General features: G+C 64.1%; 25 protein-coding genes. 18 read left to right on the top strand and 7 right to left on the bottom strand.

Annotated elements, in window-relative coordinates; all coding sequences use genetic code 11:
* Positions 1-2 precede the first annotated feature (2 nt).
* The 3 genes from VNK82_09190 to VNK82_09180 are packed head-to-tail and all read right to left on the bottom strand — an operon-like array spanning position 3 to position 3,560.
* Positions 3-1,256, bottom strand: coding sequence for an ABC transporter permease (locus VNK82_09190; protein HXE91123.1), 1,254 nt, complete (start codon positions 1,254-1,256; stop codon positions 3-5).
* Positions 1,257-1,310: 54 nt separating this feature from the next.
* Positions 1,311-2,294, bottom strand: a complete 984-nt coding sequence (locus VNK82_09185) for a DUF4097 family beta strand repeat-containing protein (GenBank protein ID HXE91122.1) — start codon at positions 2,292-2,294, stop codon at positions 1,311-1,313.
* 51 nt (positions 2,295-2,345) lie between these two features.
* Entirely contained in the window at positions 2,346-3,560 is a 1,215-nt protein-coding gene (locus VNK82_09180) for an efflux RND transporter periplasmic adaptor subunit (protein ID HXE91121.1), read from the bottom strand.
* A 270-nt stretch (positions 3,561-3,830) separates the two neighbouring features.
* Between VNK82_09180 and VNK82_09175 the strand changes: the two genes are divergently transcribed.
* From VNK82_09175 to VNK82_09115, 13 genes are all read left to right on the top strand, one after another.
* Positions 3,831-5,201, top strand: a complete 1,371-nt coding sequence (locus VNK82_09175; GenBank protein HXE91120.1) for a hemolysin family protein — start codon at positions 3,831-3,833, stop codon at positions 5,199-5,201.
* 9 nt (positions 5,202-5,210) lie between these two features.
* On the top strand, positions 5,211-6,131 hold the full coding sequence (gene nikB / locus VNK82_09170) for a nickel ABC transporter permease (protein ID HXE91119.1): 921 nt from the start codon (positions 5,211-5,213) through the stop codon (positions 6,129-6,131).
* Between the two features lie 96 nt (positions 6,132-6,227).
* Positions 6,228-7,067, top strand: a complete 840-nt coding sequence (locus tag VNK82_09165) for an ABC transporter permease (GenBank protein HXE91118.1) — start codon at positions 6,228-6,230, stop codon at positions 7,065-7,067.
* A gap of 293 nt (positions 7,068-7,360) precedes the next feature.
* Positions 7,361-9,136: a sensor histidine kinase gene (locus VNK82_09160; protein HXE91117.1), complete on the top strand. Its 1,776-nt coding sequence runs from the start codon at positions 7,361-7,363 to the stop codon at positions 9,134-9,136.
* A complete protein-coding gene (locus VNK82_09155; GenBank protein HXE91116.1) occupies positions 9,137-9,805 on the top strand; it encodes a response regulator transcription factor in 669 nt (222 codons plus the stop codon). It begins immediately after the preceding gene.
* A gap of 198 nt (positions 9,806-10,003) precedes the next feature.
* Positions 10,004-10,369, top strand: a complete 366-nt coding sequence (locus tag VNK82_09150) for a PilZ domain-containing protein (protein ID HXE91115.1) — start codon at positions 10,004-10,006, stop codon at positions 10,367-10,369.
* 249 nt (positions 10,370-10,618) lie between these two features.
* Positions 10,619-11,002, top strand: coding sequence for a PilZ domain-containing protein (locus tag VNK82_09145; protein ID HXE91114.1), 384 nt, complete (start codon positions 10,619-10,621; stop codon positions 11,000-11,002).
* Entirely contained in the window at positions 10,999-11,226 is a 228-nt protein-coding gene (locus VNK82_09140; protein HXE91113.1) for a hypothetical protein, read from the top strand. Before VNK82_09145 ends, VNK82_09140 begins: the two co-directional genes overlap by 4 nt.
* Before the next feature lie 69 nt (positions 11,227-11,295).
* Positions 11,296-11,604: a hypothetical protein gene (locus tag VNK82_09135; protein ID HXE91112.1), complete on the top strand. Its 309-nt coding sequence runs from the start codon at positions 11,296-11,298 to the stop codon at positions 11,602-11,604.
* Positions 11,605-11,727: 123 nt separating this feature from the next.
* Entirely contained in the window at positions 11,728-12,792 is a 1,065-nt protein-coding gene (locus VNK82_09130) for a hypothetical protein (GenBank protein ID HXE91111.1), read from the top strand.
* Positions 12,793-13,118: 326 nt separating this feature from the next.
* Complete coding sequence (locus VNK82_09125) at positions 13,119-14,198, top strand: hypothetical protein (GenBank protein HXE91110.1); 1,080 nt, start codon at positions 13,119-13,121, stop codon at positions 14,196-14,198.
* Positions 14,199-14,388: 190 nt separating this feature from the next.
* Positions 14,389-14,898, top strand: a complete 510-nt coding sequence (locus VNK82_09120) for a hypothetical protein (protein HXE91109.1) — start codon at positions 14,389-14,391, stop codon at positions 14,896-14,898.
* Positions 14,891-15,070: a hypothetical protein gene (locus tag VNK82_09115; protein ID HXE91108.1), complete on the top strand. Its 180-nt coding sequence runs from the start codon at positions 14,891-14,893 to the stop codon at positions 15,068-15,070. The genes VNK82_09120 and VNK82_09115 overlap by 8 nt, the downstream gene beginning before the upstream one ends.
* Positions 15,071-15,081: 11 nt before the next feature.
* Here VNK82_09115 and VNK82_09110 read toward each other — a convergent pair whose 3' ends face one another.
* Entirely contained in the window at positions 15,082-15,531 is a 450-nt protein-coding gene (locus VNK82_09110; GenBank protein HXE91107.1) for a hypothetical protein, read from the bottom strand.
* A 115-nt stretch (positions 15,532-15,646) separates the two neighbouring features.
* On the opposite strand from VNK82_09110, the gene VNK82_09105 reads away from it, so the two are divergent.
* The 4 genes from VNK82_09105 to VNK82_09090 all read left to right on the top strand — a co-directional run bounded on the left by VNK82_09105 (position 15,647) and on the right by VNK82_09090 (position 17,964).
* Positions 15,647-16,165, top strand: a complete 519-nt coding sequence (locus VNK82_09105; protein HXE91106.1) for a PilZ domain-containing protein — start codon at positions 15,647-15,649, stop codon at positions 16,163-16,165.
* A 164-nt stretch (positions 16,166-16,329) separates the two neighbouring features.
* On the top strand, positions 16,330-16,656 hold the full coding sequence (locus VNK82_09100) for a PilZ domain-containing protein (GenBank protein HXE91105.1): 327 nt from the start codon (positions 16,330-16,332) through the stop codon (positions 16,654-16,656).
* A 130-nt stretch (positions 16,657-16,786) separates the two neighbouring features.
* Positions 16,787-17,740: a DUF72 domain-containing protein gene (locus VNK82_09095; GenBank protein HXE91104.1), complete on the top strand. Its 954-nt coding sequence runs from the start codon at positions 16,787-16,789 to the stop codon at positions 17,738-17,740.
* Positions 17,741-17,835: 95 nt separating this feature from the next.
* A complete protein-coding gene (locus VNK82_09090; protein ID HXE91103.1) occupies positions 17,836-17,964 on the top strand; it encodes a hypothetical protein in 129 nt (42 codons plus the stop codon).
* Positions 17,965-17,966: 2 nt separating this feature from the next.
* Here VNK82_09090 and ispG read toward each other — a convergent pair whose 3' ends face one another.
* Entirely contained in the window at positions 17,967-19,208 is a 1,242-nt protein-coding gene (gene ispG, locus VNK82_09085; protein HXE91102.1) for a flavodoxin-dependent (E)-4-hydroxy-3-methylbut-2-enyl-diphosphate synthase, read from the bottom strand.
* A 284-nt stretch (positions 19,209-19,492) separates the two neighbouring features.
* On the opposite strand from ispG, the gene VNK82_09080 reads away from it, so the two are divergent.
* Positions 19,493-20,923, top strand: coding sequence for a DUF4382 domain-containing protein (locus VNK82_09080; GenBank protein HXE91101.1), 1,431 nt, complete (start codon positions 19,493-19,495; stop codon positions 20,921-20,923).
* A gap of 82 nt (positions 20,924-21,005) precedes the next feature.
* Here the strand turns inward: VNK82_09080 and rseP are convergent, their stop codons facing one another.
* A complete protein-coding gene (rseP, locus tag VNK82_09075; protein HXE91100.1) occupies positions 21,006-22,346 on the bottom strand; it encodes an RIP metalloprotease RseP in 1,341 nt (446 codons plus the stop codon).
* Positions 22,347-22,387: 41 nt separating this feature from the next.
* Complete coding sequence (locus VNK82_09070; protein ID HXE91099.1) at positions 22,388-23,587, bottom strand: 1-deoxy-D-xylulose-5-phosphate reductoisomerase; 1,200 nt, start codon at positions 23,585-23,587, stop codon at positions 22,388-22,390.
* Positions 23,588-23,593: the final 6 nt, after the last annotated feature.

Raw genomic sequence — 23,593 nt, 5'->3', positions numbered from 1 at the left:
GTTCACTCGTAGCGCAACGCCTCCACCGGGGTCATCTCGGCGGCGCGGTTGGCCGGATACATGCCGGCGGCGATGGTGATGATGGAGAGCGTGAGGAACGAAACCACCAGCGCCCAGGGCGAGATGACCGGAGCGGGGATGAACTCGGGCCGAGGCATGTTGTCCATGGCGATGCAGATCCCCAGGCCGAACAGCAGCCCGCCGACGCCGCTCACCAGAGTGATGACGGCGGATTCAGCGAAGAACTGGCGGGCGATATCCTGCTTGGTCGCGCCGATGGCCTTGCGCACGCCGATCTCGCGCGTCCGCTCGGTCACCGAGACCAGCATGATGTTCATCACCCCAATACCGCCCAGGCACAAGGTGGTCACCGCGATGGCGCCGAAGAAGATGGTCATCACGTCGAAGATGCGCTGCACCAGCTTCGACCCCTGCATGGTGTTCCAGATGAAGAGCGCGTCCTTGTCGTTCCCGTCGAAGTGGTGCATGCGGCCCAGGACGCGCCGCACCTGCATCTCCGCTTCCTCGTGGTTCTCCGGATCGACCACCTCGAACACCAGGTTGTTGATCCAGCCCGGGAAGGTGCCGGGAAAACGGGGCGGGAAATCACGCGCCATCGCGGAGTAGGGAACGAAGAGCTGGGTATTGTCCGGGCCGCTGCCGTAGCTGGAGTTCTGGTTCTTCTTCTCCAGCACGCCGATGACGGTATAGGGAAAGCCGTTCATGGAGAGGGTGGCGCCCACGGCCGGCTTGCCCGGAAAGAGCTGGTTGCGGGCTTCCACCCCCAGCAGGACGACGCGCCGCGCCTGTTGCTCGTCTTCGTCGTTCATCAGGCGGCCCTCGGCGGGGCGCAGGGAGCGGAAGTTCTGGAATGCGGGCCAGACGCCGCGCACCGGCCGGTTGGCAGAATTGAATTCGCTCACTTCGAAGACCGCTCGGCGCAGTTCGGGGCTGACGTTCTTCACCAGATAGCATTCCTTGCGGATGATCTCGGCATCGCGCACCTGGAGCTGGATCTCGCGTCCGGCGGCGTAGCCACCGGCCTGCTGGCTGGTGCGGCCACCCCACACGATCACCAAGTCGGTGCCCAGGGTCTTCATGCGCTCCCTCTGGTCGCGGCTGAAGCCTTTGCCCAAGCCCACCATGAGGATGACCGAGGCGATGCCCCATACGATCCCGAACATGGTGAGGAAGCTGCGCATCTTGTGGGCGCGCAGCGTGGAGAAGGTCTGCCGCAAGATCTCGTACAGGTTCATGGCCGCCTGCGGACCTGCGAGATTGGACGCAGTGGAGAAGTCTTGGTTATCCGCCTAGCGGATGTCGATGTTGCCCGAGCCAGTTTCCAGGCGGATGAGCGAGCCGCCGCCGCCCACCGTGCCCCGCACCAGATCGCGACGCAGCGCGCCCTGCATGGTGATGGGGCGGCCGATGCGCACCGTGCCCGAGCCCGTCTCCGCATAAAGCTCGAAGCCGGAGCTCTCGGGGATGTGCAGGGTGATGTCGCCGGAGCCCGCCGTCAGTTTCCAGGGAGCGGTGGGTACGCCTTCCGCCTCGATCTCGCCGCTTCCGGTTTCCGCGGCGAGCGCCCCGCGAACGCCACGGATGCGCGCATTGCCGGAGCCTGTCTGCACCCGCACTTCGGAAGACTCGGTGAGCTCAAGGGTGACGTCGCCCGATCCGGTCTGGGCCGAAGTGCGGCCGGTGATCGCAAATGCGCGGATGTTCCCGCTGCCGGTATTGGCGCGTAGGCCGCCGGCGAGCGAATTCAGGTCGAGGTCGCCGGAGCCGCTTTCCGCGAACACTTCCTGGCGAATGGAGGAGATGCGCACGTTACCGGAGCCGGTGGAAGCTCGCACCGGGCCCTCCACGCCTTCTACAGACTGGTCGCCTGATCCGGTCGACGAACGGAGCTTGCTGGTGGCGGGTGTTACCACCTCGTAGCTGATGGAGACGTTCTGGCGCAGGTCTTCATCGCGAATCTTGCCGATGCGGATGATGTTGCCCACCTGGTCGATGGGCGGATTCGCCTGGATGCGCTGCACTTTTTCGGTGGCGGTGAGGCTCTCGAACAGCTTGCTGCGGGCGTGGATGCGGGCCCGGATCTGAACTGTGCCCGCAGTTCCCGGACGCACAGTGATGTCGCCCGAGCCGGTCTCGACGCTGAGATCGACCGGGCCAGTGACCTGAAGCGTGCGCTCGAATTGGCCAGTCGCCTCGTCGGCCAGAGCCGGCAGGGAAGCACTGAACAAAAGGGTCAGGAGCGCGGCTGGCCCGAGAAGTCGGCGGTAGTTCATGATCGCCTCCGGCCCGGCGGCGCGCAGGCCGCCGGGCTCGACAATCTGTCGTCACTGCAGGACAACCTGGTCGTTTTCCTTCAGCCCTTCCAGGACCTCGGTCTTGGCGCCGTTGGAGATCCCGATCTTCACCGCCAGCTTGCGCTTTCCGTCCTTGCCTTTCTTGTCCGGCACTTCGACGGATGCGTTGCGGTCCTTGTCGTAGATGAGGGCGCCCTCGGGAATCATCAGCACGCCTTTGTGCTCCTCCAGGAGGATTTCCGCGTTGGCTGTCATGGCGGCCTTCAGCTCGCCGGTGGCATTGTCAATGGACACCCGCACCTCGAAGGTGGTCACGTTGTCCTTCTCCACGCCCAGCGGCGAGATTTTGGTGACTTTGCCGTTGAAGGTCTTGTCCTTGAACGATTCGACCTTGATGCGAGCGGGCTGCCCCAGGAACACCTTGCCGATGTCGCTCTCGTCCACCTTGCCCTTGACGTAGACCTCGTGGGTGTCGCCGATGGTCATCACCAGGGTCGCCGAAGAACCGAGCACCAGGATGGAGCTGACGGCGTCGCCCACTTCCACGTTGCGGGAAAGCACGGTGCCGTCCATGGGCGCGATGAGGGTGGAATTACGGAACTCCTCCTCGGCGCGCTCCAGGTTGGCGCGAGCCTGCTGTACCTGGGCCTGGGCCTGGGCGACCTTGGCGCGTGCCACCACCATCTGGGCGCGCGCGATGTCGCGCTTGTTCACCGCCAACTCGTAGGCCTTCTGGGCGTCATCCAGGTTGGCCTGCGATACCACACCTTCGCGCGCCATCTGCTGGGCGCGCTCGTAGGCGCGCAGCAGAAGGGGAACGTCGGGACCCTGGGCGTCCACGCGGGCGCGTTCCAGGTCGGCTTCGGCGGCGCGGCGGTTGGCTTCCGCGGCCTCCAGCGCGGCCCTCGCTTCGCGCACCCGGGCCTGGATCTCTTCCTTATCCAGCTCGGCCAGGATCTGGCCGGTCTTCACGGTATCACCGGCGTCGACCATCAGTTTCTTGACGATGCCGCTGGCCTTGGACTTGATCTCGACCTTGGTGATGGGTTCGATCTTGCCCGTGGCCACCACGCTCTTGGCCAGGTCGCCCTTCTCCACCTTGGCCAGCTTGCTGGGGTCGATGGTGCCGCCGCCGCGGGTGAAGGCCACCAGCCCGCCGGCCATGACCAGCACGCCGAGCACGACTCCGCCGATGATCAGGAATTTCTTCTTGCGATTTTTTTTCTTGCCATTGCCGTTGGCCACGACTGCCTCCTGGCGGTGCCTTCCGGGGATACGTGCTGCGAGCAGCTAATCGTATGGTACGGCGGATCGTGCCGGTTGGTTCCCTCCGTGGGCACGAAACCTCGGGGCGCCCGAAAGCGTCCGGGCCCGGAGCGTGCCCGATCGGCCTCACCCTACGCCCTTTTAGACCCCGGTGCCTAAAAAAGGGAAGCGGCAACTCCCGCTTTTTGCAGGGGATGGACAGGCGTGGAAATCCTTCCCGGGCGGAGTGCTATAGAATCATGGTTTCCCATGATCACCTACGTGCTGCTGCGGGTGTTCCTGGTTCTGCTGCTGGTGGCGCTGAACGCGTTCTTCGTAGCCGCGGAGTTCGCGCTGGTCAGCGTGCGGGACACGCGCATCCAGCAGCTCATCGAGCAGCGGCGCATCGGGGCGCGGACGGTGCAGAAGCTGCACCAGAACCTGGACGAAGTGCTCAACGCCGTGCAGTTGGGCATCACCATCGCCAGCCTGGCGCTGGGCTGGATCGGGGAGGCCACCATGGCCGCGGTGATCGAGCCCCTGTTCCAGCACGTGCCCTACGCCGCCGTGTACGCCCACGCCATCGCCATCGGGGTGGCGTTCACCCTGATCACCTACCTGCACGTGATTCTGGGCGAAGTGGTGCCGAAGTCGCTGGCGCTGCAGCGCGCCGAGCGCCTGGCGCTGGCGGTGGCGGGACCCATGGACGTCGTCATGACCATCTTCCGGCCGTTCCTGGCCATCATGAACAGTTCTTCGCGGGTGGTGCTGCGGCTGTTCGGCTCGCGCCAGGTGCGCGAGGGCGGCGTCCATTCGCCGGATGAGCTGAAGCTGATCGTCACCGCCAGCCGGCGCGTGGGCCTGCTGCCGCCCCTGCAGGAGGAGATGCTGCACCGCGCCCTGGAACTGGGGAACGTGACGGTGCGCGAGATCATGACCCCGCGTCCCGACATCTTTTCGCTGCCCGGGGACATGTCGGTGGAGGAGGCGATGACGCGAGTCATCGAGAAGCAGCGCTCGCGCGTGCCGGTGTACGATCCCAAGCTGGGCCCGGAGTACATCGTGGGTGTTCTCTACGCCAAAGACCTGGCCCGCCTGATGCACCAGAAACTGGTGAAGTTCCGCGGCGGCGTGATACCGGATTCGCCCAGCGTCCACACTCCCATTCGGCAGGTGATGCGCGATGTGCTGGTGGTGCCCGACACCAAACCCGTGGCGGACCTGCTGACCGAGTTCCAGAACCGCAAGCGCCACCTGGCCGTGGTCGTGGACGAGTTCGGATCGACCGCGGGCGTGGTCACTGTGGAGGACGCGCTGGAGGAGATCGTGGGGGAAATCGAGGACGAGTACGATGTCACCGAGCAGCCGCCGCTTCCTCTGGGTTCGACCACCTTGATCCTCGATGGCGGCGAAAACATCCGCGACCTGGAGGCGCGCTACCAACTGCTCCTGCCGCGCGAGCAGGGTTTTGAGACCCTGGCCGGCTTCGTGCTGGCGCGCCTGGGCAAGATCCCGGCGCCCGGCGAGTGGTTCGACTTCGAAGGCCATCGCTACACGGTGCTGCAGATGGAGGGCCGCCGCGTCTCCCGCGTCAAGGTGGAGAGCTCGCGACCCGCACCGGTGGAGCGCGCCGGCGACTAGCCCTCGCATGTGATCCGCTACCTCGCAAGCCGCTTGCTGTACACCCTGCCGGTCATCTGGCTGGTGGTTTCGGTGGTGTTTCTGCTCATCCACCTGGTGCCCGGCGATCCCATCCAGCAGATGCTGGGAGAAGGAGCGGCCAGCGCCGATATCGAGAAGGCGCGTCGCGATTACGGCCTGGATGTTCCCCTGGGCCAGCAGTACGTCAACTACTGGAAGGGCGTGGTGCGCGGGGACCTGGGGAAATCCCTGCGCTTCGACCGCCCGGTGGGCGAACTCATCCGCGAACGCTATCCCTATACGCTGGGCTTGACCATCGCGGCGCTGGTGGTGGCAATCGCACTCTCCATCCCCGCGGGTGTGCACAGCGCGCGGCGGCGCAATCGCTGGGATGACCGGCTCATCAGCTTGGTCAGCCTGCTGGGCTTGTCGTTTCCCAACTTCGCCCTGGGCCCGATCCTGATTCTGGTGTTTTCCATCGAGCTGGGACTGTTGCCGGTTTCCGGTTCGGGCACGGCGGCCCATCTGGTGCTGCCCGCCATCACCATGGGCGGCGCGCTGGCCGCCATTCTGACGCGCATGATGCGCACCGCCATGCTGGAAGAACTAGGCCAGGACTACATCCGCACGGCCCGCGCCAAAGGGCTGAGGGAGCGCACCGTGGTCTACCGGCACGCCCTGCGCAACGCGCTGATCCCCATCCTGACAGTGGTGGGACTGCAATTCGGCGCGTTGCTGGCCGGCGCCATCGTCACGGAGACGATTTTTTCCTGGCCGGGCATCGGAAGGCTTACCGTGCAAGCCATCGGCAATCGCGACTACTACCTGGTGCAAGGCTGCATCCTGGCCATCGGGTTGACGTATGTGGCGGTGAACTTTGTGACCGACCTCCTGTACTCGGTGGTGAATCCGAGAATCAGGGGGAATTGAGGAATTGTCGGATTTACGAATTGCCGAATTGCAAGCGCTCCGGACCGTGGAAGCGGCCCGGCAAATTCGTCAATTCATCCATCCGGCGATTCGTCGATGGCAATGAATCAGTTCCGTCATAATCCGTTAGCCTTGGCCGGCGCGATGCTCATTGCGCTGTTCACGATTTGCGCCGTATTGGCTCCCTGGCTGGCGCCGCGTGATCCGGCCTACATCGAGTTGCCGGCTCGGTTGGCGGGCCCTTCGGCCGCGCACTGGTTCGGCACCGACGAACTGGGCCGCGACATCCTCTCGCGCTTGGTGTATGGCGCGCGCATCTCCATGGCGGTGGGGGCCAGCGTGGTGCTGGTCTCACTCACGCTGGGCCTGATCGTGGGCTCGGTGGCCGGCTTCTACGGCGGGCGCATCGACCGCTTCTTCAACGTGATCGTGATGAACGCTTTCCTCTCCTTTCCCGGGCTGCTGCTGGCCATCGCGTTCGTCGCCTTCCTGGGACCGGGACTGTTCAACCTGGTGCTGGCGCTCTCCCTGGGAGGATGGGTGGGCTACGCGCGCCTGGTGCGCGGCCAGGTGCTGGCGGTTCGCGAACGCGAGTTCGTGGAAGCCGCCCGCGCACTGGGGGCCAGCGACCTGCGCATCATCGTGCGGCACATCGTGCCCAACATCATCCAGCCGGTGATTGTGCAGGCGGCCATCGGGATGGCGGGCGCGGTGCTGGCCGAGGCCACCATGAGCTTCCTGGGGCTGGGCGTGCCGCCGCCCACGGCCAGTTGGGGCGCGATGCTGAACGACGGGCGCTCGCACCTGTTCGACGCGCCGCATCTGGTGCTGTTTCCCGCCGGGGCGCTGATGCTGGCCGTGCTCTCCTTCAACTTCCTGGGCGACGCGCTGCGTGACTTCCTCGATCCGCGCGCCCGCATCGAAGCGGGCTTGTAAGAAGCGCGGCGGCGGGGCTGGAGACGCTGCCCAAAGCGATGCCGCCCCCTATACCGGGGTCTTTGATAACAAAGGAGTTAAACCCACGGTCTGGGGAGAAGCCGTTGATTTCAAAGAGCTTAAGCCCTCGGTCTTTGATTCTCAAGGACTTAGCTGACTGACACAGTCAACAGCACAATATTAGCAAATAGGAAGTGACCTGTCAAGAGAAAATTTCGCCAAGCTTCTGACGTAAGTGCCTTGCTCCGGCTTTCCGTGTCGGGGGATAATGCGCCGAGAAACGGACTCTTCCTTTGTTACCCCTGGGTGGCGCGAAACGCTGGTATACGCGGCTTGCCGGGCCGGACGCCGCAAGCGAAAGCCTGCGGGAGGAGCGCGTGCTGGCGGCCGGCCGAGGCTTCCTGGCGATCACCGCCATGGTGGCCCTTCACCTGGCTCCGACCGAGCCGGTGCGCTTCTCCTTCGCTGCCTATTTCCTGCTGCTGCTTTATCTGGTGTACAGCACGGCGGTGCTGGCCATGCTGCGGGCCCACGCGCAGTGGGAGCCGAAGCTCCGTCTCTGGATCCATGCAGCCGACATCTTCTGGCCCACGGCCCTGACCCTGGTGACCGAAGGGCCCAACAGTCCCTTCTTCCTGTTCTTCAGCTTTGTGCTGCTGGCGGCGGCGTATCGCTGGGGATTCGTGGAGACGGTGATCACAGCGATGGCGACCGTCCTGCTGCTGATGGGAGAGGCGGCGTTGTTTACGGTCGGTCCGCTGAAGGGCTTCCTGGGCGAGGGCCTGGTCGTGAACCGCTTCGTAATGCGCTCCACCTACCTGCTGATCCTTGGTTTCCTGCTGGGCTATCTGGCGGAGGAAGAGAAGCGCCTGCGGGCCGAGATCGCCATCGTTCCCAGGCTGTTGGGGATGGCGCGGGTGGAAGCCGGCCTGCGCGGGACCCTGGAGGCGGTGCTGCTGGAACTGATACGCATTTTCGATTCGCAGCAGGCCCTGTTCGCGGTGCAGGAGGTGAGCACCGGCCGGGCTTTCCTGTGGCAAGCGCGTCCCGCCGCAGGCGGGCGAGCGGCGCTGCAGAACAGTGAACTGAGCGGCGACGACCGCGAGACCTATCTGTTCCCGATAGAGGCCCACAGCTGGTACGCGGCCCGGCGTCACCGCGGCCGCTTCGGTTTTGTGGCTTTCCAGGCGGAAGGCCGCCGCCTGCGAGGAATACCCGCGGAGCTGCCCGCGCGCCTGCTGAAGAGACATCCCGCCCAATCCATGCTGGCTTCCAGCTTCGAATTCGGGCGGGAGTGGACCGGCCGGTTGTACCTGCTGGATCCGAGCCTGGCGGGCTACCCGGAGGCGCGCCTGCGCTTCTTCGAGGGGTTGGTGCGCCAGGTCAGCCCGGCGATCTACAACGTGTACCTGCTGCGCCGCATGCGTTCGCGCGCCGGAGCGGTGGAGCGCGCCCGGGTGGCGCGGGAGCTGCACGACGGCACCATCCAGTCGCTGATCGCGGCGGAGATGCGGGTGGACGTGCTGCGCCGCAAAGACCTGAGCGATCCCGCGCGCGTGGCCGAGGAGCTCACCACGGTGCAGAAGATCCTGCATCGCGAGGTCCTGAACCTGCGCGAGCTCATGCATCAACTGCGGCCGGGGGAGATTGACCCGCGCAAGCTGCTGGAGTACATCGCCGGCCTGGTGGACAAGTTCCGGCTGGAAACGGGCATCGCGGTGCGTTTCGACACCGATTTGCAGGAGCTGGCCCTGCCGCCGAGCGTGAGCCGCGACCTGGCGCGCATCGTGCAGGAAGCGCTGGTGAACGTGCTGAAGCACAGCGACGCCCGCAGCGTGATCCTGCGGCTGAGCGCCCACGACGGCTCCTACCGGCTGGTGATCAGCGACGACGGGCGCGGATTCGATTTCGTGGGGCGCCTGACCTACGCAGAACTGGAAGAGGAGCGCAAGGGACCGCGCATCATCCGCGAGCGGGTGCGCGCCATCGGAGGCGAACTCACGATAGAATCGCTTCCGGGGCGCGGTGCGCGGCTGGAAATCCTGTTTCCCCAGAGGCCCAAGGAATAAATGGACAAGACACAGAAGATCCGCATACTGCTGGCCGATGACCATGCCATCTTCCGCGACGGCTTGAAGAAACTGCTGGAGGGCGAGCCCGACATGCACGTGGTGGGCGAGGCGGGCGACGGCGCCGAGGCGCTGAAGCTGGCCAAACAGCTCAAGCCCGATATTCTGCTGCTGGACCTGGCCATGCCGCGCATGCCGGGCATGACGACGCTGCGCCAGTTGGCCGACAGCGCGGTGCCGGTGCGCACCATGGTGCTGGCGGCGGCGGTGGGCAAGGAGCAGATCGTCGAGGCCCTGCAGCTTGGCGCTCGCGGCGTGGTGCTGAAGGAATCGGCGACGGAATTGCTGCTGAAGAGCATCCGCACGGTCATGTCCGGACAGTTCTGGGTGGGCCGGGAGAGCGTCAACGATCTTGTGCAGTACCTGCGTGCCGCCCTGGCATCGGGCGGCGAGGGACGCAGAAAGAATTTCGGCCTCACGCGCCGGGAACTGGAGATCGTCGCGACCATCGTGGCCGGCCTGACCAACAAGGATATCGCGCAGAAGTTCACGATTTCCGAAGACACCGTGAAGCACCACCTTACCAACATCTTCGACAAGCTGGGAGTCTCGACGCGCCTGGAGCTGGCGCTGTTCGCCATCAACCACAACCTGGTGGACGTGCAGTAGGATTCGGTGCCCTGCGCCGGCCGGAACGGCGAGCACCACCTTGGTGCCATGCGAACATGGCACAGCGGACGGGACTGGGCACCACCTTCGGTCAATTGCCGATTGTGGGTTGCGCGCGTAGGCTTCACCTCGAAAAGGCCGTTTGGCAGGGACTTCCCAGGGTAGCGGCCCTCCTCAAATCCCAGCGAGAGAGTCTGGATGAGGCAATTGGACACCGGCGAAGGCCGTCGTGCGCGTGCGCCGCGCTTCCGCATCCAACTGCCGCTGCGCTATCGCGCGCTCGGCCAGCAGGAGTGGCACAGCAGCCAGACGCATGACATCAGCCACTCGGGCGTCCTCTTCGATGCGGCAGAGCCACTGCCACCGCATACCCCGCTGGCGATGACCGTGATCCTGCAGTGGGCGCGGGGCCCAGTGGTGGATCCTCCCGAGGTTTCCTGTCTGGCGCATGTGGTGCGGGCGGTCCCTGCAGACGGCCCGGGAAGCGGTGCCAGGCTGGCAGCCAAGTTTGCCGAGTACGATTTCCCCTCCGGCAAGAGCGAGCCAAAGCAATCACAGTCCTGAGCTAGTTCAGCCGTTAGAACGGACGTACGACTCGTCCTGACCACCGCGATGGGAATGGAATAAGGAGACATGAAAGCCATAGCACCGGCACCACTCCGGGGCCAGAGCCGATGGCACAGCGGCACCAGGGAAACTCCACCTTCGTTCGATTGTCAGAAATCGGCGGCACCGCTAGGCTGCACCCAGTAGGGACCGCTACGGCACACATCCCAGGGACAGCGGGCCCGCTCCCACCCCAGGAGAAGCTGGATGGAAAGGTGGAACGGCCGCGACGGACTGCATCCCCGCGCGCCGCGCTTCCGCATCCAACTGCCCCTGCACTACCGCGCGCTGGGCCAGACGGATTGGCACAGCAGCGAAACCCGCGACATCCGTACGTCCGGTGCGCTGTTCGACGCAGAAGAAGCGCTGGCACCCAACACGCCGCTGGCCATCACGCTGATCTTGCGATGGGCGCCGGGAGCGAACGCGCCTCCGGAGGTGTCCTGCCTGGCGCATGTGGTGCGCTCCACCCCATGCGAAGGTTCGAAGAACCGCTATGCGCTGGCGGCCAGGTTCTCGGATTACGACTTTCCCGCCAACGGAAGGCAGAGGCAGACGCAAGGCGCCGGAGGCAAAGGGGAAATGCCATGACCAGGTTCGACGAAGAGCGGCTCGCGATCGCACGCATGTGCGCCGACCTGGTGCAGCAACTGCGCGCGGCGAAGGCGCAGTTGTGCGCCGACCGGGTGCTCGAACTCTGCCTGGCCAAGGCGTCGGGCGCAGAAGCCGGCTACGCGCCGGCCAAGTTCTCTGAGTACGACTTTCGTTCTGACCGGCTTCAAGGCAAGCGAAGCAGGAGCGTGGACAAGACATGAGTTGTCGCTAGGGGCCCTCAACGTTCGTCAACCAGCCGGCAGGATCCGGCAAGAGCGAGCAAGAACCAGATGGATTTCGCTCGGTTGAATGCCAAGCCGCTGGTGTACGGCTCCTGCCTGACGCTGCTGGTGTTCATGTTGGCACCGCGCGGGGTGGCCTTGACGCCCGTGGGCCGGATGGCGGCACTCGATAATCCCGCCAACGACGACGCCTCTGTGGATGTCCCCAAGGGCAAGCGGGAAGCCACACCGGCTGTGGCTCCACAGCCCTGGCGTCCGCCAGCCCAGGTGGTGGGCAGGGTGGATGATGAAAGGCCTTCCTGCCGGTCCGCTCAAGTCTCCTTCGTCTGTAAGAACCGGGCCCCTCCCACGCGCTGAGAGAAGACGCACCGCCTTCCCCGGAGAAGAACCTCTCCACTGGGCCTGGAACAACGTTCGCAACCATTCGCCGGCGACAGAGGCATGAGCGTGCGAGGCGCGGCGAGAAGAGGAGACTAAGGTATGAGAAGAGAGACGAGCTTTGGCATCTTTACGATGCTCGCGCTGGCGGTGCTAATCGCCGGGGCGAGCCTGACAGCGTGGGCGGTAGGACCGCCGCCGAAGGACGAACTACAGGTTGTGGCCCACAACAGCACCGGAGGAGTGCCGGCGGTAGACAACGCTGCCCCGGTGGAGTGGTTCTTCGACTACAACGTCAGCGCCGGATCATCGATCAACGACAGCATTCCTGTGGACTTGACGTTAGTCGATAACGATGGAGATGCAGACTGCGCAACGGTTGCCCTAGCCGTCAGCGGAAATGCACCTCCGATCCAGAGCGCGACCACAGTGGCACCGTCTCCAGTCACGGTTTGCAACGGGACGACACAGTCATCCACCATCACTATCAGCACTGGACCGCTAGCTGCCGGAGACTATGCGGCCAACGTCCAGGTAGGTTTTGACCCGGAAAATCAGGCGGCCAACTTCAAGCCGATTTCCCACAACACAATTCACATTCACGTTCACGTTGCGGAAGGATCGGCAATCAGTTGCTTCGTCACCGACTCCGGGTTCAATTTCCTTAACGACTGTGGAGGTAACGCGATCAGTTCGGGCGATGGTGGCCGCTTCACAATCGTGACCAACAAGAAGAATATCGAGGTTGCTACCAACCCGGGCCAATTCTACTACAACGTGCTGTGGACGAATAACACAGGTTCGGATGTGACCGTTAGTGTCCACTTTGACCGAACCGGCGTTCATGCACACGGGACGCAGGCGATTCACGCCTCACTCTTCCCGGCGTTTCCTGACCTGAGTGCGGCCAACTTCCAGCAGGTGAACGACGACATTCCTAGCGGAGCAGATGACAACCTGGAGAACATCACTGTCCCAGCTGGGTACACGTTGTGGGTGGACTACCACTTGGAATGGAACGGTCTCGGATCTCCGGCTCCAAGCAACATTGCAACGAGCTGCGCGACGGCCAACCAGCCTTTCCATGTGACGGCGACCATTACGAACCTCGGTAGCAGCACAACGATTGGTACGTGCACGGCAGGAGCAATCGGCTACAAGAAGTAACCGTTCTGTGGTGGGCCAATCGGCCGTCTCCGAACCTGGGGACGGCCGATTTTCTTGGCACGTGAGTAACCCGCTCACCGAAATGCGGGTAACCGAGGTAACGCTCCAACTGTATCCTGCTGAAACCGAGGAGCTTACTTCTCCCACCTCCGTGCCATGGGTAATCAGACTGGTGGCCGATTTTCAAACTTCCGCCCATGCCCCATCCTCAGGGCATCCCCAGCAAGGCTTGGCCTCCACCTCTCAGGAGCCAGCCCCAGGAGAGGGCTTTGGCCCCGGGGTAGTTCAGAAGCCGGCTGACCCGGCGCATGAGGAGGAAGTAGACAATGCAGAGCAAGACGAAATACGCAGTGCTGGCGCTGGCGCTGCTGCTGGCTGCGGCGAGCGAAGCCGCGCTGGCGAAAGATTCCATCTCGGTCACAGTGAACAACGCGACCGGCTCGCCGGTGATCGTGAACAATGGCCAGGCGGTGGGAACCATCCAGCTCTTTTACACGGTGAACGCGTACCAGTTCCCGATCGGGGAATTCGCCACCTTCGATGTGAACTGGGTGGATAACCTGGGCTCACCGGCGACCAATTATGGTTCGGGCATCGCGTTCAATCTGCTGCAGAGTCAGCAGGGCGGGAACGTGGAGCTTTCGCCTGACCCCGCGAGCTTTACGCTTACGGCGGCGGGACAGAGTGGCGTCTCGACGGTAACCGTGTCCATTACCAACGACAACGAGGGCAACCCGCCTCCCAGCGCCGACGGCACCGACCTGGTGGGCAACCTGAAGCTGGATGCCGGCCCGAAGGTGGGGACGGTGACCAACATCCAGGTCCACATCCTATTGGCGCATCCCACGAGTTGTTTGAAGGTCTACAACTTCGTGACCGATCAGGATTTCGCCGTGGGCATGCTGAGCACGACCAACATGACTGTGCCTGCAAACGGCGCAAAGGCCGGGAAGGTGACGGGGACGCAGCCCGGGCAGTATTCGGACAACGTGCTGATTGCCAATACCTGCGCGACCGACCAGGCGTTTGACCTGGGGATCGTGCTCGATTCCAGCTTCACAACCAATCCGAGCGGGAATCCGGGCAACGCGGTGCTGGGCTACACTGCGGCCGGGGAGTATGACACGTCGAACTTCAACGTGCTCTTGTCCGGCACAGGAACCGGATACCAGCAGAACCTTTGCTTGCAGAACGTGAGTGTGGCCGCCGGAGGCAGCTTTCTGGCCACGGTGCATTCGAAGGTAAAGGACAACTGGCCGCAGGGCTCGTTGCCCGCTGACGGGAGTTTTGACTTCTCCGCCAGCCTGTATCAGAACGTGAACTCGGGTTGCACCGGGCCGCTGGATACGCTGGCGGCTCCGAACCCGGCCACGTTTACGCTGCCCTTCACCATCAACGGCAACTGAAGAGCAGGAACCAGCCACATCCGGCCGTCCTCGAAACACCCGGGGGACGGCCGGTTTGTTTTTGGGGCAGCAGCTATAGGCGCTAGCAGTAGGCGAGGAGCGATAAGCGATAGGCATACGGGCGTAAGTCCGTCGCTACGTGCGGGAGAGTCAGAATGACACCCTCCAAGGGTTTTTGTAGACTCGGGGCGTGAGGGAATTGGCGGAGTTGCTCAACGAGATGCAGTCTCGGGGAGTCATCCGGAACTACGCACTGTTTGGCGCGACCGCGCAGATGCGCTACACCGAGCCGGTAGCCACCCTGGATGCCGATGTGCTGGTGGAGGTACCGGAGCCGGAGCGGGTGGATGCGCTGCGCGGCATTTACGAGTTCTGCACCGCGAAAGGACTCCAACCCGAGCGCGAAACCATCCAAGTAGGAGCGTGGCCGGTGCAGTTCGTGCCTGTGTTCAGCCCGTTAACCCGCGAGGCGGTGGAGCGAGCCCAGACGGCTGACTTCGAAGGCGTTCCCTTGCGGGTCGTGCGCGCGGATTACCTGGCAGTGATCGCCTTGAGTGTGGGCCGGGCCAAGGACTACGCGCGCATCCTGGCGTTGCTTGAATCGGGCAGTGTCAGCCGTGAGGAAGTCAAACGCCTGGCGGAGCAGCACGGCCTGGCCGAGGCGTGGCAGCGATTTGACAAGAGATTCCCCAATGAATGAGCTCAAAGAACTGCTGGCGCGACAGGCCCGGTGGCAGAAAGAACAAAGAGCGCTGACCTGGCCGGAAAAAATCCGCCTGGCTGAGCAGATACGCGCCTGGGCCAAGCGGTGGCGCTCCCTCGGCGCCAAGGAGAACGCACCTCACCGCAAATCGGAAAGCCCTAAGCCATAAGCGATACGCACTCACGCTGAGCCGTCAGCACTCAGCAGGCACCTGCTGAACGCGCGTGCGTGCGGCGTGGCGGTGCGGCTGGGTCGGATCTCACGGATCTCGCGAATGCGTGAGGTCACGATAGGGACGCGATAGTCCGGGTGGTGGAACTCCAGGCGCATGCCGCGGCCGATGAACGCCACCTTGAGCATCGAGCCGCCCCAGTTCGACCCCAAGATGCGCACCTGCACCGGAGCCGGACAGAAATCCGGGTGTCCCGAGATCCATGTCTCTCCCATCCCGCGCCGGTGGACAGTGTAGAAATGGTTCTGAGTAGTGATTTCGAGCCCGCTTTCCGGAGGAAGATCCGCCAGGTAAACGCCGCCTTCCACCTCCGACCGGATGATGTTCCGATTGATGGCGTCGCTCAGGTTGGGATGCGGCGAGAACAAGCCGGGCGAAAGCGGAGCCAGACCTTGCATGCGCAATAGCCCTCCCCTGGGGCCACAGATTATGATGCAGTCAGCCGGCGTTGGGCAACCGGGGACCCTGGTCCGTGCGCCCTCCGCGAGCGTTCAGCGCCTGGCGCGGCTGGCCATGCAGTGCAGGCTCTGCGGCACAGTGCTGGTATGGCACGTTGGTGCCAACCGCCCCTCCACCGCCATCCGATTGACCGGTTTCGGGCGCGCCTCTACCCTGCAAGTGCACTCCGCTCCGGGCGAGTTCTTCCCCAGGGCGCGGCTGGAGGACAGGGTGAACGCAGCCGAACTGAAGCAGGAATGGCAACGCGGCCAGCCTCGCGCCCGTCGCTTTATCCTGGACCTGCCGGTGCGCTACCGCGCCGTTGGGGAGGCGGAGTGGCATCACGCCCGCAGCCAGAACATCAGTTGCTCCGGCATCCTGTTCCGCACGCCTGAAGTGGTGGAAACCCGCACCCAGGTTGAGGTCATCTTCCGCCTGGAAGTCGATGTGGTGGAGGAGAGCTCCCCGGAAGTGTATTGCACCGGAGAAGTAGTGCGGAGGGTCGCTCCCAGCGCAGGCGATCCCATGCCGGGCCTGGCGGTGCGCATCTACGATTATCAGTTCCCGACGGATATGCCCATGGGCAGGGCGTAGGCCTGCCACCTTCGTGCCATCGCACCCCCCAATCGGGCCATTTGCAAGCACGGGCCTTGGCCGTATTCTTGGTGCCCAGGGAAAGAATCTCGGGCACGCCCCCAGGTGCCGCACAAAGGCAGTTCAGGGACGGTCCAATGCAAGCAAACGAAAGCAGAACTGAAGTGAAGGACAGGGCGCGCCGGTTCGCGCTGCAGTTGCCTGTTCGCTACCGCACATCCGGAAAGGGCGGCTGGCAGACAGCCCGTACGGAAAACGTGAGCTGCACCGGCATGCTGCTGCGTGGCGCCGAGACGTTGGAACCCACGGCCCCGGTGGAAGTGGTTCTGGTGCTCGAAATGGACGCCATCGGCAGCGTGTCTACCGAAGTCCTGTGCATGGGCAAGGTAGTCCGCAAGGTGCAACCCGGCGGCCGAACGGACCTGCCCGGTGTTGCAGTCCGCATTGACGATTATCGTTTTCCCGGCGAATGGCCGGTAGCACAGGCCTAAACGCCGCTCCTCTCCAGGCTAGCTTCTTTCCGTTGGGGCCCCAAAAGCCGGGGCCCCTTTTTCTTGTTGAACGAGCGGTTCGGGCGCGAGCGGGACTTCGCGAACACGGACAGGCAGCTAGAATGCAAGCATGAGTTCCGGACTGCACACTCCGGGTGAATCGCGCGTGCGCATCTTGATCGGTCCCGCCGGCTGGTCATACAAGGACTGGGAAGGCGTCGTGTACCCGCCGGGCCTGAAGAAGAAAGAGCATCCCGCAGCTTACCTGGCGCGTTACTTCGACACCATCGAGATCAACACGTCGTTCTACGGGCACATCCGGCCGGAGCTGGGCAAGCTGTGGTGCCGCAAGGTAAGCGAAACCAATCCAGACTTTCTGTTCACGGCCAAGTTGCATCGCTCGTTCACGCACTCCCCGCACGCCGAGGTGGAGTCCACGACGGCCTCCACGATCGCGCCCGGCGCCGAAGACGAAAGCCTGGCGCGGCAGGGCCTGGACTCGATCGCCGCCGAAGGCCGGCTGGGCGCGCTGCTCATCCAGTTCCCGTTTTCCTTCAAAAACACCAATGAGAACCGCGATTACCTGGAAGGGTTGCTGGGGCGCTTCCGCGAATATCCGCAGGTGGTCGAGGTGCGGCACTCGAGCTGGAACAACGAAGGCATCCTGCGCTACTTCAGCGAGCGAGGCGTGGCGTTCTGCAACATCGACCAGCCGCTGATTGGGCGCTCGCTCAAGCCGACCGCCCACGCCACCTCAAAGCTTGGTTACATCCGGCTGCATGGCCGCAATTACGACCAGTGGTTCGACAGTCCCACGGGCGCCGACCGCTACAACTACCTCTACAGCGATGCAGAACTGGCCGGCTGGGAGAAGAAGATCCGCTCGGTGGCAGCCAAGACCGACCTGGTGTTCGTGATCGCCAACAATCACTTCGAAGGAAAGGCGACGGTGAATGCGCTGCAGTTGAAGCACTCCTTCACGGGCCAGCCGGTGGCGGCGCCGGAGACGCTGGTGCGGCACTACCCGGAGCTGGAGACGATCGCCCAGCCGCCGCCGGATTCGCTGTTTCGCAACCGTGCCTGACCGCTTCGTCCCAGGCTTCGCCGGGCGGGAGGAACCTGTCTTACCTTTCGCGCGTATTCCCGTCTAAGAAGGGCAGAGGGACGGGGAGTAAAGGAATGGTGAAAGCAATGAGCGGCGAATACAACCACATCATCGACAACATGGCGGTGCGGGTCACGCTGATCGTGGTGGGCTTCGCACTGTGGGCGGTCGCGTCGGTGGGACTCCTCGCCCTGGCGGTATAGCGCTAAACGGCGCTGGCGGCCTCGGCGCGCACGGAATAGTGCGACTCGACGTACTCGTTCAGGATCTTGATGAACTCCGGCACAATGTTCTCTCCCCGGAGCGTGGTGAAAAGGCGCCCGTCGACGTAGACGGGCGCTTTCGGTTCTTCGAAGGTGCCGGGCAGGGAGATGCCCAGGTTGGCATGCTTGGACTCGCCCGGGCCGTTGACCACACAGCCCATCACCGCCACTTTCATTTCCTCGACGCCTGCGTAGCGACCCTTCCAGGCGGGCATCTGCTCCCGCAGGTAAGTCTGGATCTGGTCGGCCATCTCCTGGAAGAACGTGCTGGTGGTGCGGCCGCAGCCGGGGCAGGCGGTCACCTGGGGCATGAAGCTGCGGATGCCCAGCGACTGCAGGATCTGCTGGGCGACGCGCACTTCTTCGGTGCGGTCGCCGCCCGGGGCCGGCGTGAGTGAGACGCGGATGGTGTCGCCGATGCCTTCCTGCAACAGCACGCCCATGCCGGCGGTGCTGGCCACGATCCCCTTGGCGCCCATGCCGGCTTCGGTCAGGCCCAGATGCAGCGGGTAGCGGCAGCGCGCCGCCAGAGCGCGGTAGACGTCGATGAGGTCCTGCACGCCGCTGACCTTGGCGCTCAAGATGATCTGATCGGTGCGCAGGCCGTATTTTTCCGCCAGCGCGGCCGAGCGCAACGCGCTTTCGATCATGGCCTCCAGGGTGACTTCACGGGCGTCGCGCGGCTCGGTACGGCGGGAGTTCTGGTCCATCATCTGCGTGAGCAGCGCCTGGTCCAGCGAGCCCCAGTTCACACCGATACGCACCGGCTTCTGGTTCTGGACCGCGACTTCGATCATGGTGCGGAAGTTGTCGTCGTCCTTGCGTCCGATGGAGACGTTGCCCGGATTGATGCGGTACTTGGCCAGAGCGCGCGCACACGCCGGATATTTCTTGAGCAGGATGTGGCCGTTGTAGTGGAAGTCGCCGATGATGGGCACGCGCACGCCCTGGCGGTCGAGTTCTTCGACGATCCGCGGCACGGCCGCGGCGGCATCGTCGTTGTTCACCGTGACCCGCACCAGCTCGGAGCCCGCACGGGCCAGCGCCGCCACCTGCGCCACGGTGCCGGGAATGTCGGCCGTGTCGGTGTTGGTCATGGATTGCACCACCACCGGCGCGTCCGAGCCCACGCGCACCCCACCCACAAGTACAGTCACGGTCTGCCGGCGTCGGATCTCGGCCATGTACGTTAGTTTAGCATGTGGCTTTGAGCCGCCTGTGGCGGGCAACCCCGAGCTTATCTTGCTGAATCCTAAGACTGTCGTAACTTTACGCATGCACTGCGGGCATCGGCGACACGCCGAGCCGCAACTCGAGGAAGCTGGGACCATGCCTGGCCGGGCGCTGGTTTTACCAGGCACTCATCCGGTGGTAGGCTTGCACATCCGTTTTCGGTCCCTTCCGGGAATGTTCCCCGCCTCCTCCCCGAAAACGCCGCGCGCAGGGCGCGCACATGGAGGCCGTTCTAATGACACAGGGAAAACACGCACTCATCGTGGTTCTGGCTTTGCTCTCGCTGGTGGCTGCGGGTGCAGTCCTGCTGGCTTGCAGCAGCAAGGGTGAGATCACCATCGATCCCGACAAGACCGGCACGGTCGCAGTGAAGGTGAGCGACCCGGCAACCTGCGAAGCGCCGCAAGGTCCGTACAGTCACGTCTACGTAACCATCAAGGAGGTCCGGATTCACTCCAGTTCCTCGGCTGGGGCCGGGGACGGGGGCTGGGTCAATCTGACGCCGAACCTGGCGGCCAACCCGGTCCAGGTCGATCTGCTGGCTGCCGGAAACGCGGAATGCTTCCTGGCGACGCTGGCTCCTGGCACGGAGATCACGGCGGGAACCTACCAGCAGATCCGCCTGATCCTGCTGGACAACAACTCCGGTGCGACGCTTTCCGGGAACCAGTGCACGGGCAACGCCGCCAACTGCGTGGTGCTCGCGGCAGACGGCAGCGTGCACACGCTGCAGCTCTCCAGCGAAGCGCAGACCGGCATCAAGATCCCGTCCGGGCAGCTCGCCGGCGGCAATTTTGTGGTCGAGGAGGGGCAGACGTCGACGCTGAACATCGACTTCAACGCCTGTTCCTCGGTCGTGATCCAAGGGAACGGTCAGTTCCGGCTGAAGCCAGTACTGCATGCGGGTGAAGTCAACACCACCAATAACGCCATCAGCGGGACGGTGGTGGATTCCGCGACCGGCCTGCCCATCTCAGGCGGAACGATTGTCGTGGCGCTGGAGCAGAACGTGGGCGGTATCGACCGTGTAATCCAACAGACCACGGCGAACAGCAACGGCCAGTTCACCTTCTGCCCGGTCCTTCCCGGAACCTATGACGTGGTGGTGGCTGCGGTGGATGGTTCCAATAATGCCTTCGCTGCGACCGTGACCACCGGCGTCCAGCCGGGCAACAGTCTGGGCAACGTGCCTTTGGTGACCACGGGCGGTGCTGCGGCCTCCATCGCCGGCCAGGTGACCACGACTACGGGAGCCGCCGGGACGGCAGCAGACATTCAGCTCTCGGCGCTGCAGCCCATCCCGGGCCAGCCCCTGAGCGTCACGGTGCCTCTGCCGGCGCAGTCCGCCACCACGCTGAGCTTCCCGACGGCGTCCGACGCCGCGTGTCCCGCCAACACCTTTTGCGCCAGTTACACGGTGATGGTGCCGGGCGCGCATCCCAACGTGGGCGCGTTCAGTTCCGGCGGCACGACCTACACCCAGAATACGGTCGACCCGGTGGTGTTCACGGTGGAAGGGAAGGCGTTCGTGCCCATGTCGGGAGGAACCGAGAGTTGCAGCCCCTCGACACTCTCCACCAGTAATCAGTCGGGTGGCGGGTCGCTCACGGTGACGCCCGCAGCTTCACTCACCGCGGAGACGCTGGCCTTCACCGGCTGCACGTAGTCGGAAGAAATCGGCAGAAGTGGAAGGGGCCGTTGAATCTCAGCGGCCCCTTTTCATTCTGATAGCCCGACGGCGCGAGCCCTCAGGGCACGTACTTGGCCAGCCCGGGCAGCGTCTTGGCGATGTCGTTGTAGATCACGATGGCCGCGAATAGCACCAGGAAGACGAACGCCGCCTGGTAGATGCGCTCCTTGATGCTGATGCTGATGTCGCGCCGCATGGCGCTCTCGATCAGCAGCATCAGAATGACGCCGCCGTCCAGGATGGGAATGGGGAAAAGGTTGAACACGCCCAGGTTCAGGCTGATCATGGCCATGAGTGTGAGCAGCGGCATCCAGCCTTTCTGGCGAGCGGCTGCGCCGGCCGCTCCGGCGATGCCGATGGGGCCGTCGATCTGGCGGAGCGACACCCGCCGCTGCACCAGCCGCTGCACCAGCTCCACGATGAGCAGCGAGTATTTCTTGTTCTGCTCGATGGACTTCTGCAGGGCTGCCACGAACGGCAACTGGTGAATCTCCTGCGGGTCGGAGTAGATGCCGATGCGATAGAACTGCTCGCCTTCCAGCTCCGCCTTCACGGGCGCCAGGGTGATATTGAGCTGATGCTGGTCGCGCACCAGGTTCACCACCACCGGCTTTTCCCGGTTCTGCTGCAGATAGCGCTGCAGTGCCGGCATGGACCGCATGGGAATCCCGTTCATTCCCACGATCTCGTCGCCTACCTGGATGCCGGCTTTCTCAGCGGGCAATCCCGGCTCCAGAGCGGTCACGGTGTTGGGCTTGTCGGGCAGCAGCCCGAGGCTGCCGACTTCCGAGGGCCCCACGGCGTCCGGCCGGATGGTCTTCACCAGGAGCTGATCGCCACGCTTCAGCGTGATTTCAATCGGCTGGTTGGGGCTCAGCATCACCTGGGGGAAGACCTGCTCCCAGGTCGGGTTCTCGATGCCGTCGATCTTGACGATGAGATCCCCGGCTTCGATACCAGCCTTGGCGGCCGAGGAGTCTTCCAGCACCCAGCCGATGAGCGCGGGTTTGTCCAGGAAGACGGGGTGCTCGTAGCGCACCATGTAAACGCCGGTGAGCAGGCCTACAGCCAGCAGGATGTTCATGGCCGGCCCGGCCAGGGCGATGAGCAACCGCTGCCAGCGCGGGTGCGACATGAACTCGTAGGGCGCCCCGCTGATCTCGTCCATGGGGTTTTCGCCCGCCATCTTGACGTAGCCGCCCAAGGGGATGGCGCTGATGCGGTAGTCGGTGTCGCCGCGCTTGACGCCCCAGAGCCGTTTGCCGAACCCGACCGAGAACACTTCCACGCGCACGCCAAATAGCTTGGCGACGGCGTAGTGGCCCCACTCGTGCACCAGGATCATGATTCCGAGCACGATGGCCACCGAAACGATATTGCTGAACAGGATTTCGATCACAGAACGCTAAACGACCTCTATTCTACCGGAGTTCCCGTTTTCTACCTTGCGGCGCGGGAGGCCGCGGTACGGCGGCCGGCCAGGCGGGCCACCTGCTCCCGGGCTTGTCGGCGGGCCTCGGCGTCCATTGCCAGAACCTGCTTAATAGATTCCGGACGGGCCGCGTTTGTTGCATCCAGCACCCTCTCTATTGTACGGGGGATTTCGTCGAAGCGGATGTCGCCGTCCAGAAACGCGGCCACCGCGACTTCGTCAGCGGCATTCAGGGCCACGGTCTTGGCACCTCCGGCCTCGGCCGCCTGGTAGGCCAGCGCCAGACATGGGAACTTTGCCACGTCCGGGGTGCGGAAATCCAGATGACGAAGGTCACCCAAGGGCATCTGGAGGTCACTTGCGACGCGCTCCGGATAGGTGAGCGCGTAGAGGATGGGCAGGCGCATATCGGTAAGGGAAAGCTGCGCCAGGATGCTGCCGTCCACGAATTCCACCATCGAGTGGACCGTGCTCTGCGGGTGGACAAGGACCTGGACCTGCGCCGGAGGCAGGCCGAACAGGCGGCAGGCCTCGATGACCTCGAAGCCCTTGTTCATCAGCGTGGCCGAATCGATGGTGATGCGCCGCCCCATCTTCCAGGTGGGATGGTTCAATGCTTGCTCTACGGTGATGCCGGGAAACTCGCTGATGGGCACGTCCAGAAAAGGCCCGCCGGACGCGGTGAGCCAGACGCGCCGGACCTCCGCCAGCCGGCCGCCGCGCATGCACTGGTGGACGGCGTTGTGCTCGCTATCGATGGGCAACAGCGGCTTGCCCTGCTTTTTCGCCTCGGTCGTGAGCAGTTCTCCCGCGGCTACGAGACATTCCTTGTTGGCCAAGCCCACCTGCTTGCCGGCCTTGACGGCCTCATACGTGGCCTCCAGACCCGCCACGCCCACGATGGCGCTGACTACGAAGTCGGCTTCCGGGTGGGTTGCGACTTGCACCGCGCCCTCCGGCCCGCTGACCACCTCAACGGATTGGAGGTCCTCGGCCGCTAGTTTCTTCGTCAGTTGCTCGGCAGCCTCGGCCGTGGCCATCGAAACCACACGGGGCTTCCATCGCCTGGCTTGGGCCAGGGCCGCTTCAACGTTACCTCCCGCGGCAAGCGACACCACGGCGAACCGCTCTGGGTAGCTTTCGACGATGCTGAGCGTGCTGTTCCCGATGGAACCGGTCGAGCCCAGGATGGCGATGCGCTTGGTCAAAGCCGG

The sequence above is a fragment of the Terriglobales bacterium genome (assembly GCA_035573675.1).
GTDB lineage: Bacteria > Acidobacteriota > Terriglobia > Terriglobales > Acidobacteriaceae > DATMAB01.
The sequence above is the reverse complement of the archived record's forward strand: the minus strand, read 5'-3'. Positions and strand labels throughout refer to the sequence as shown.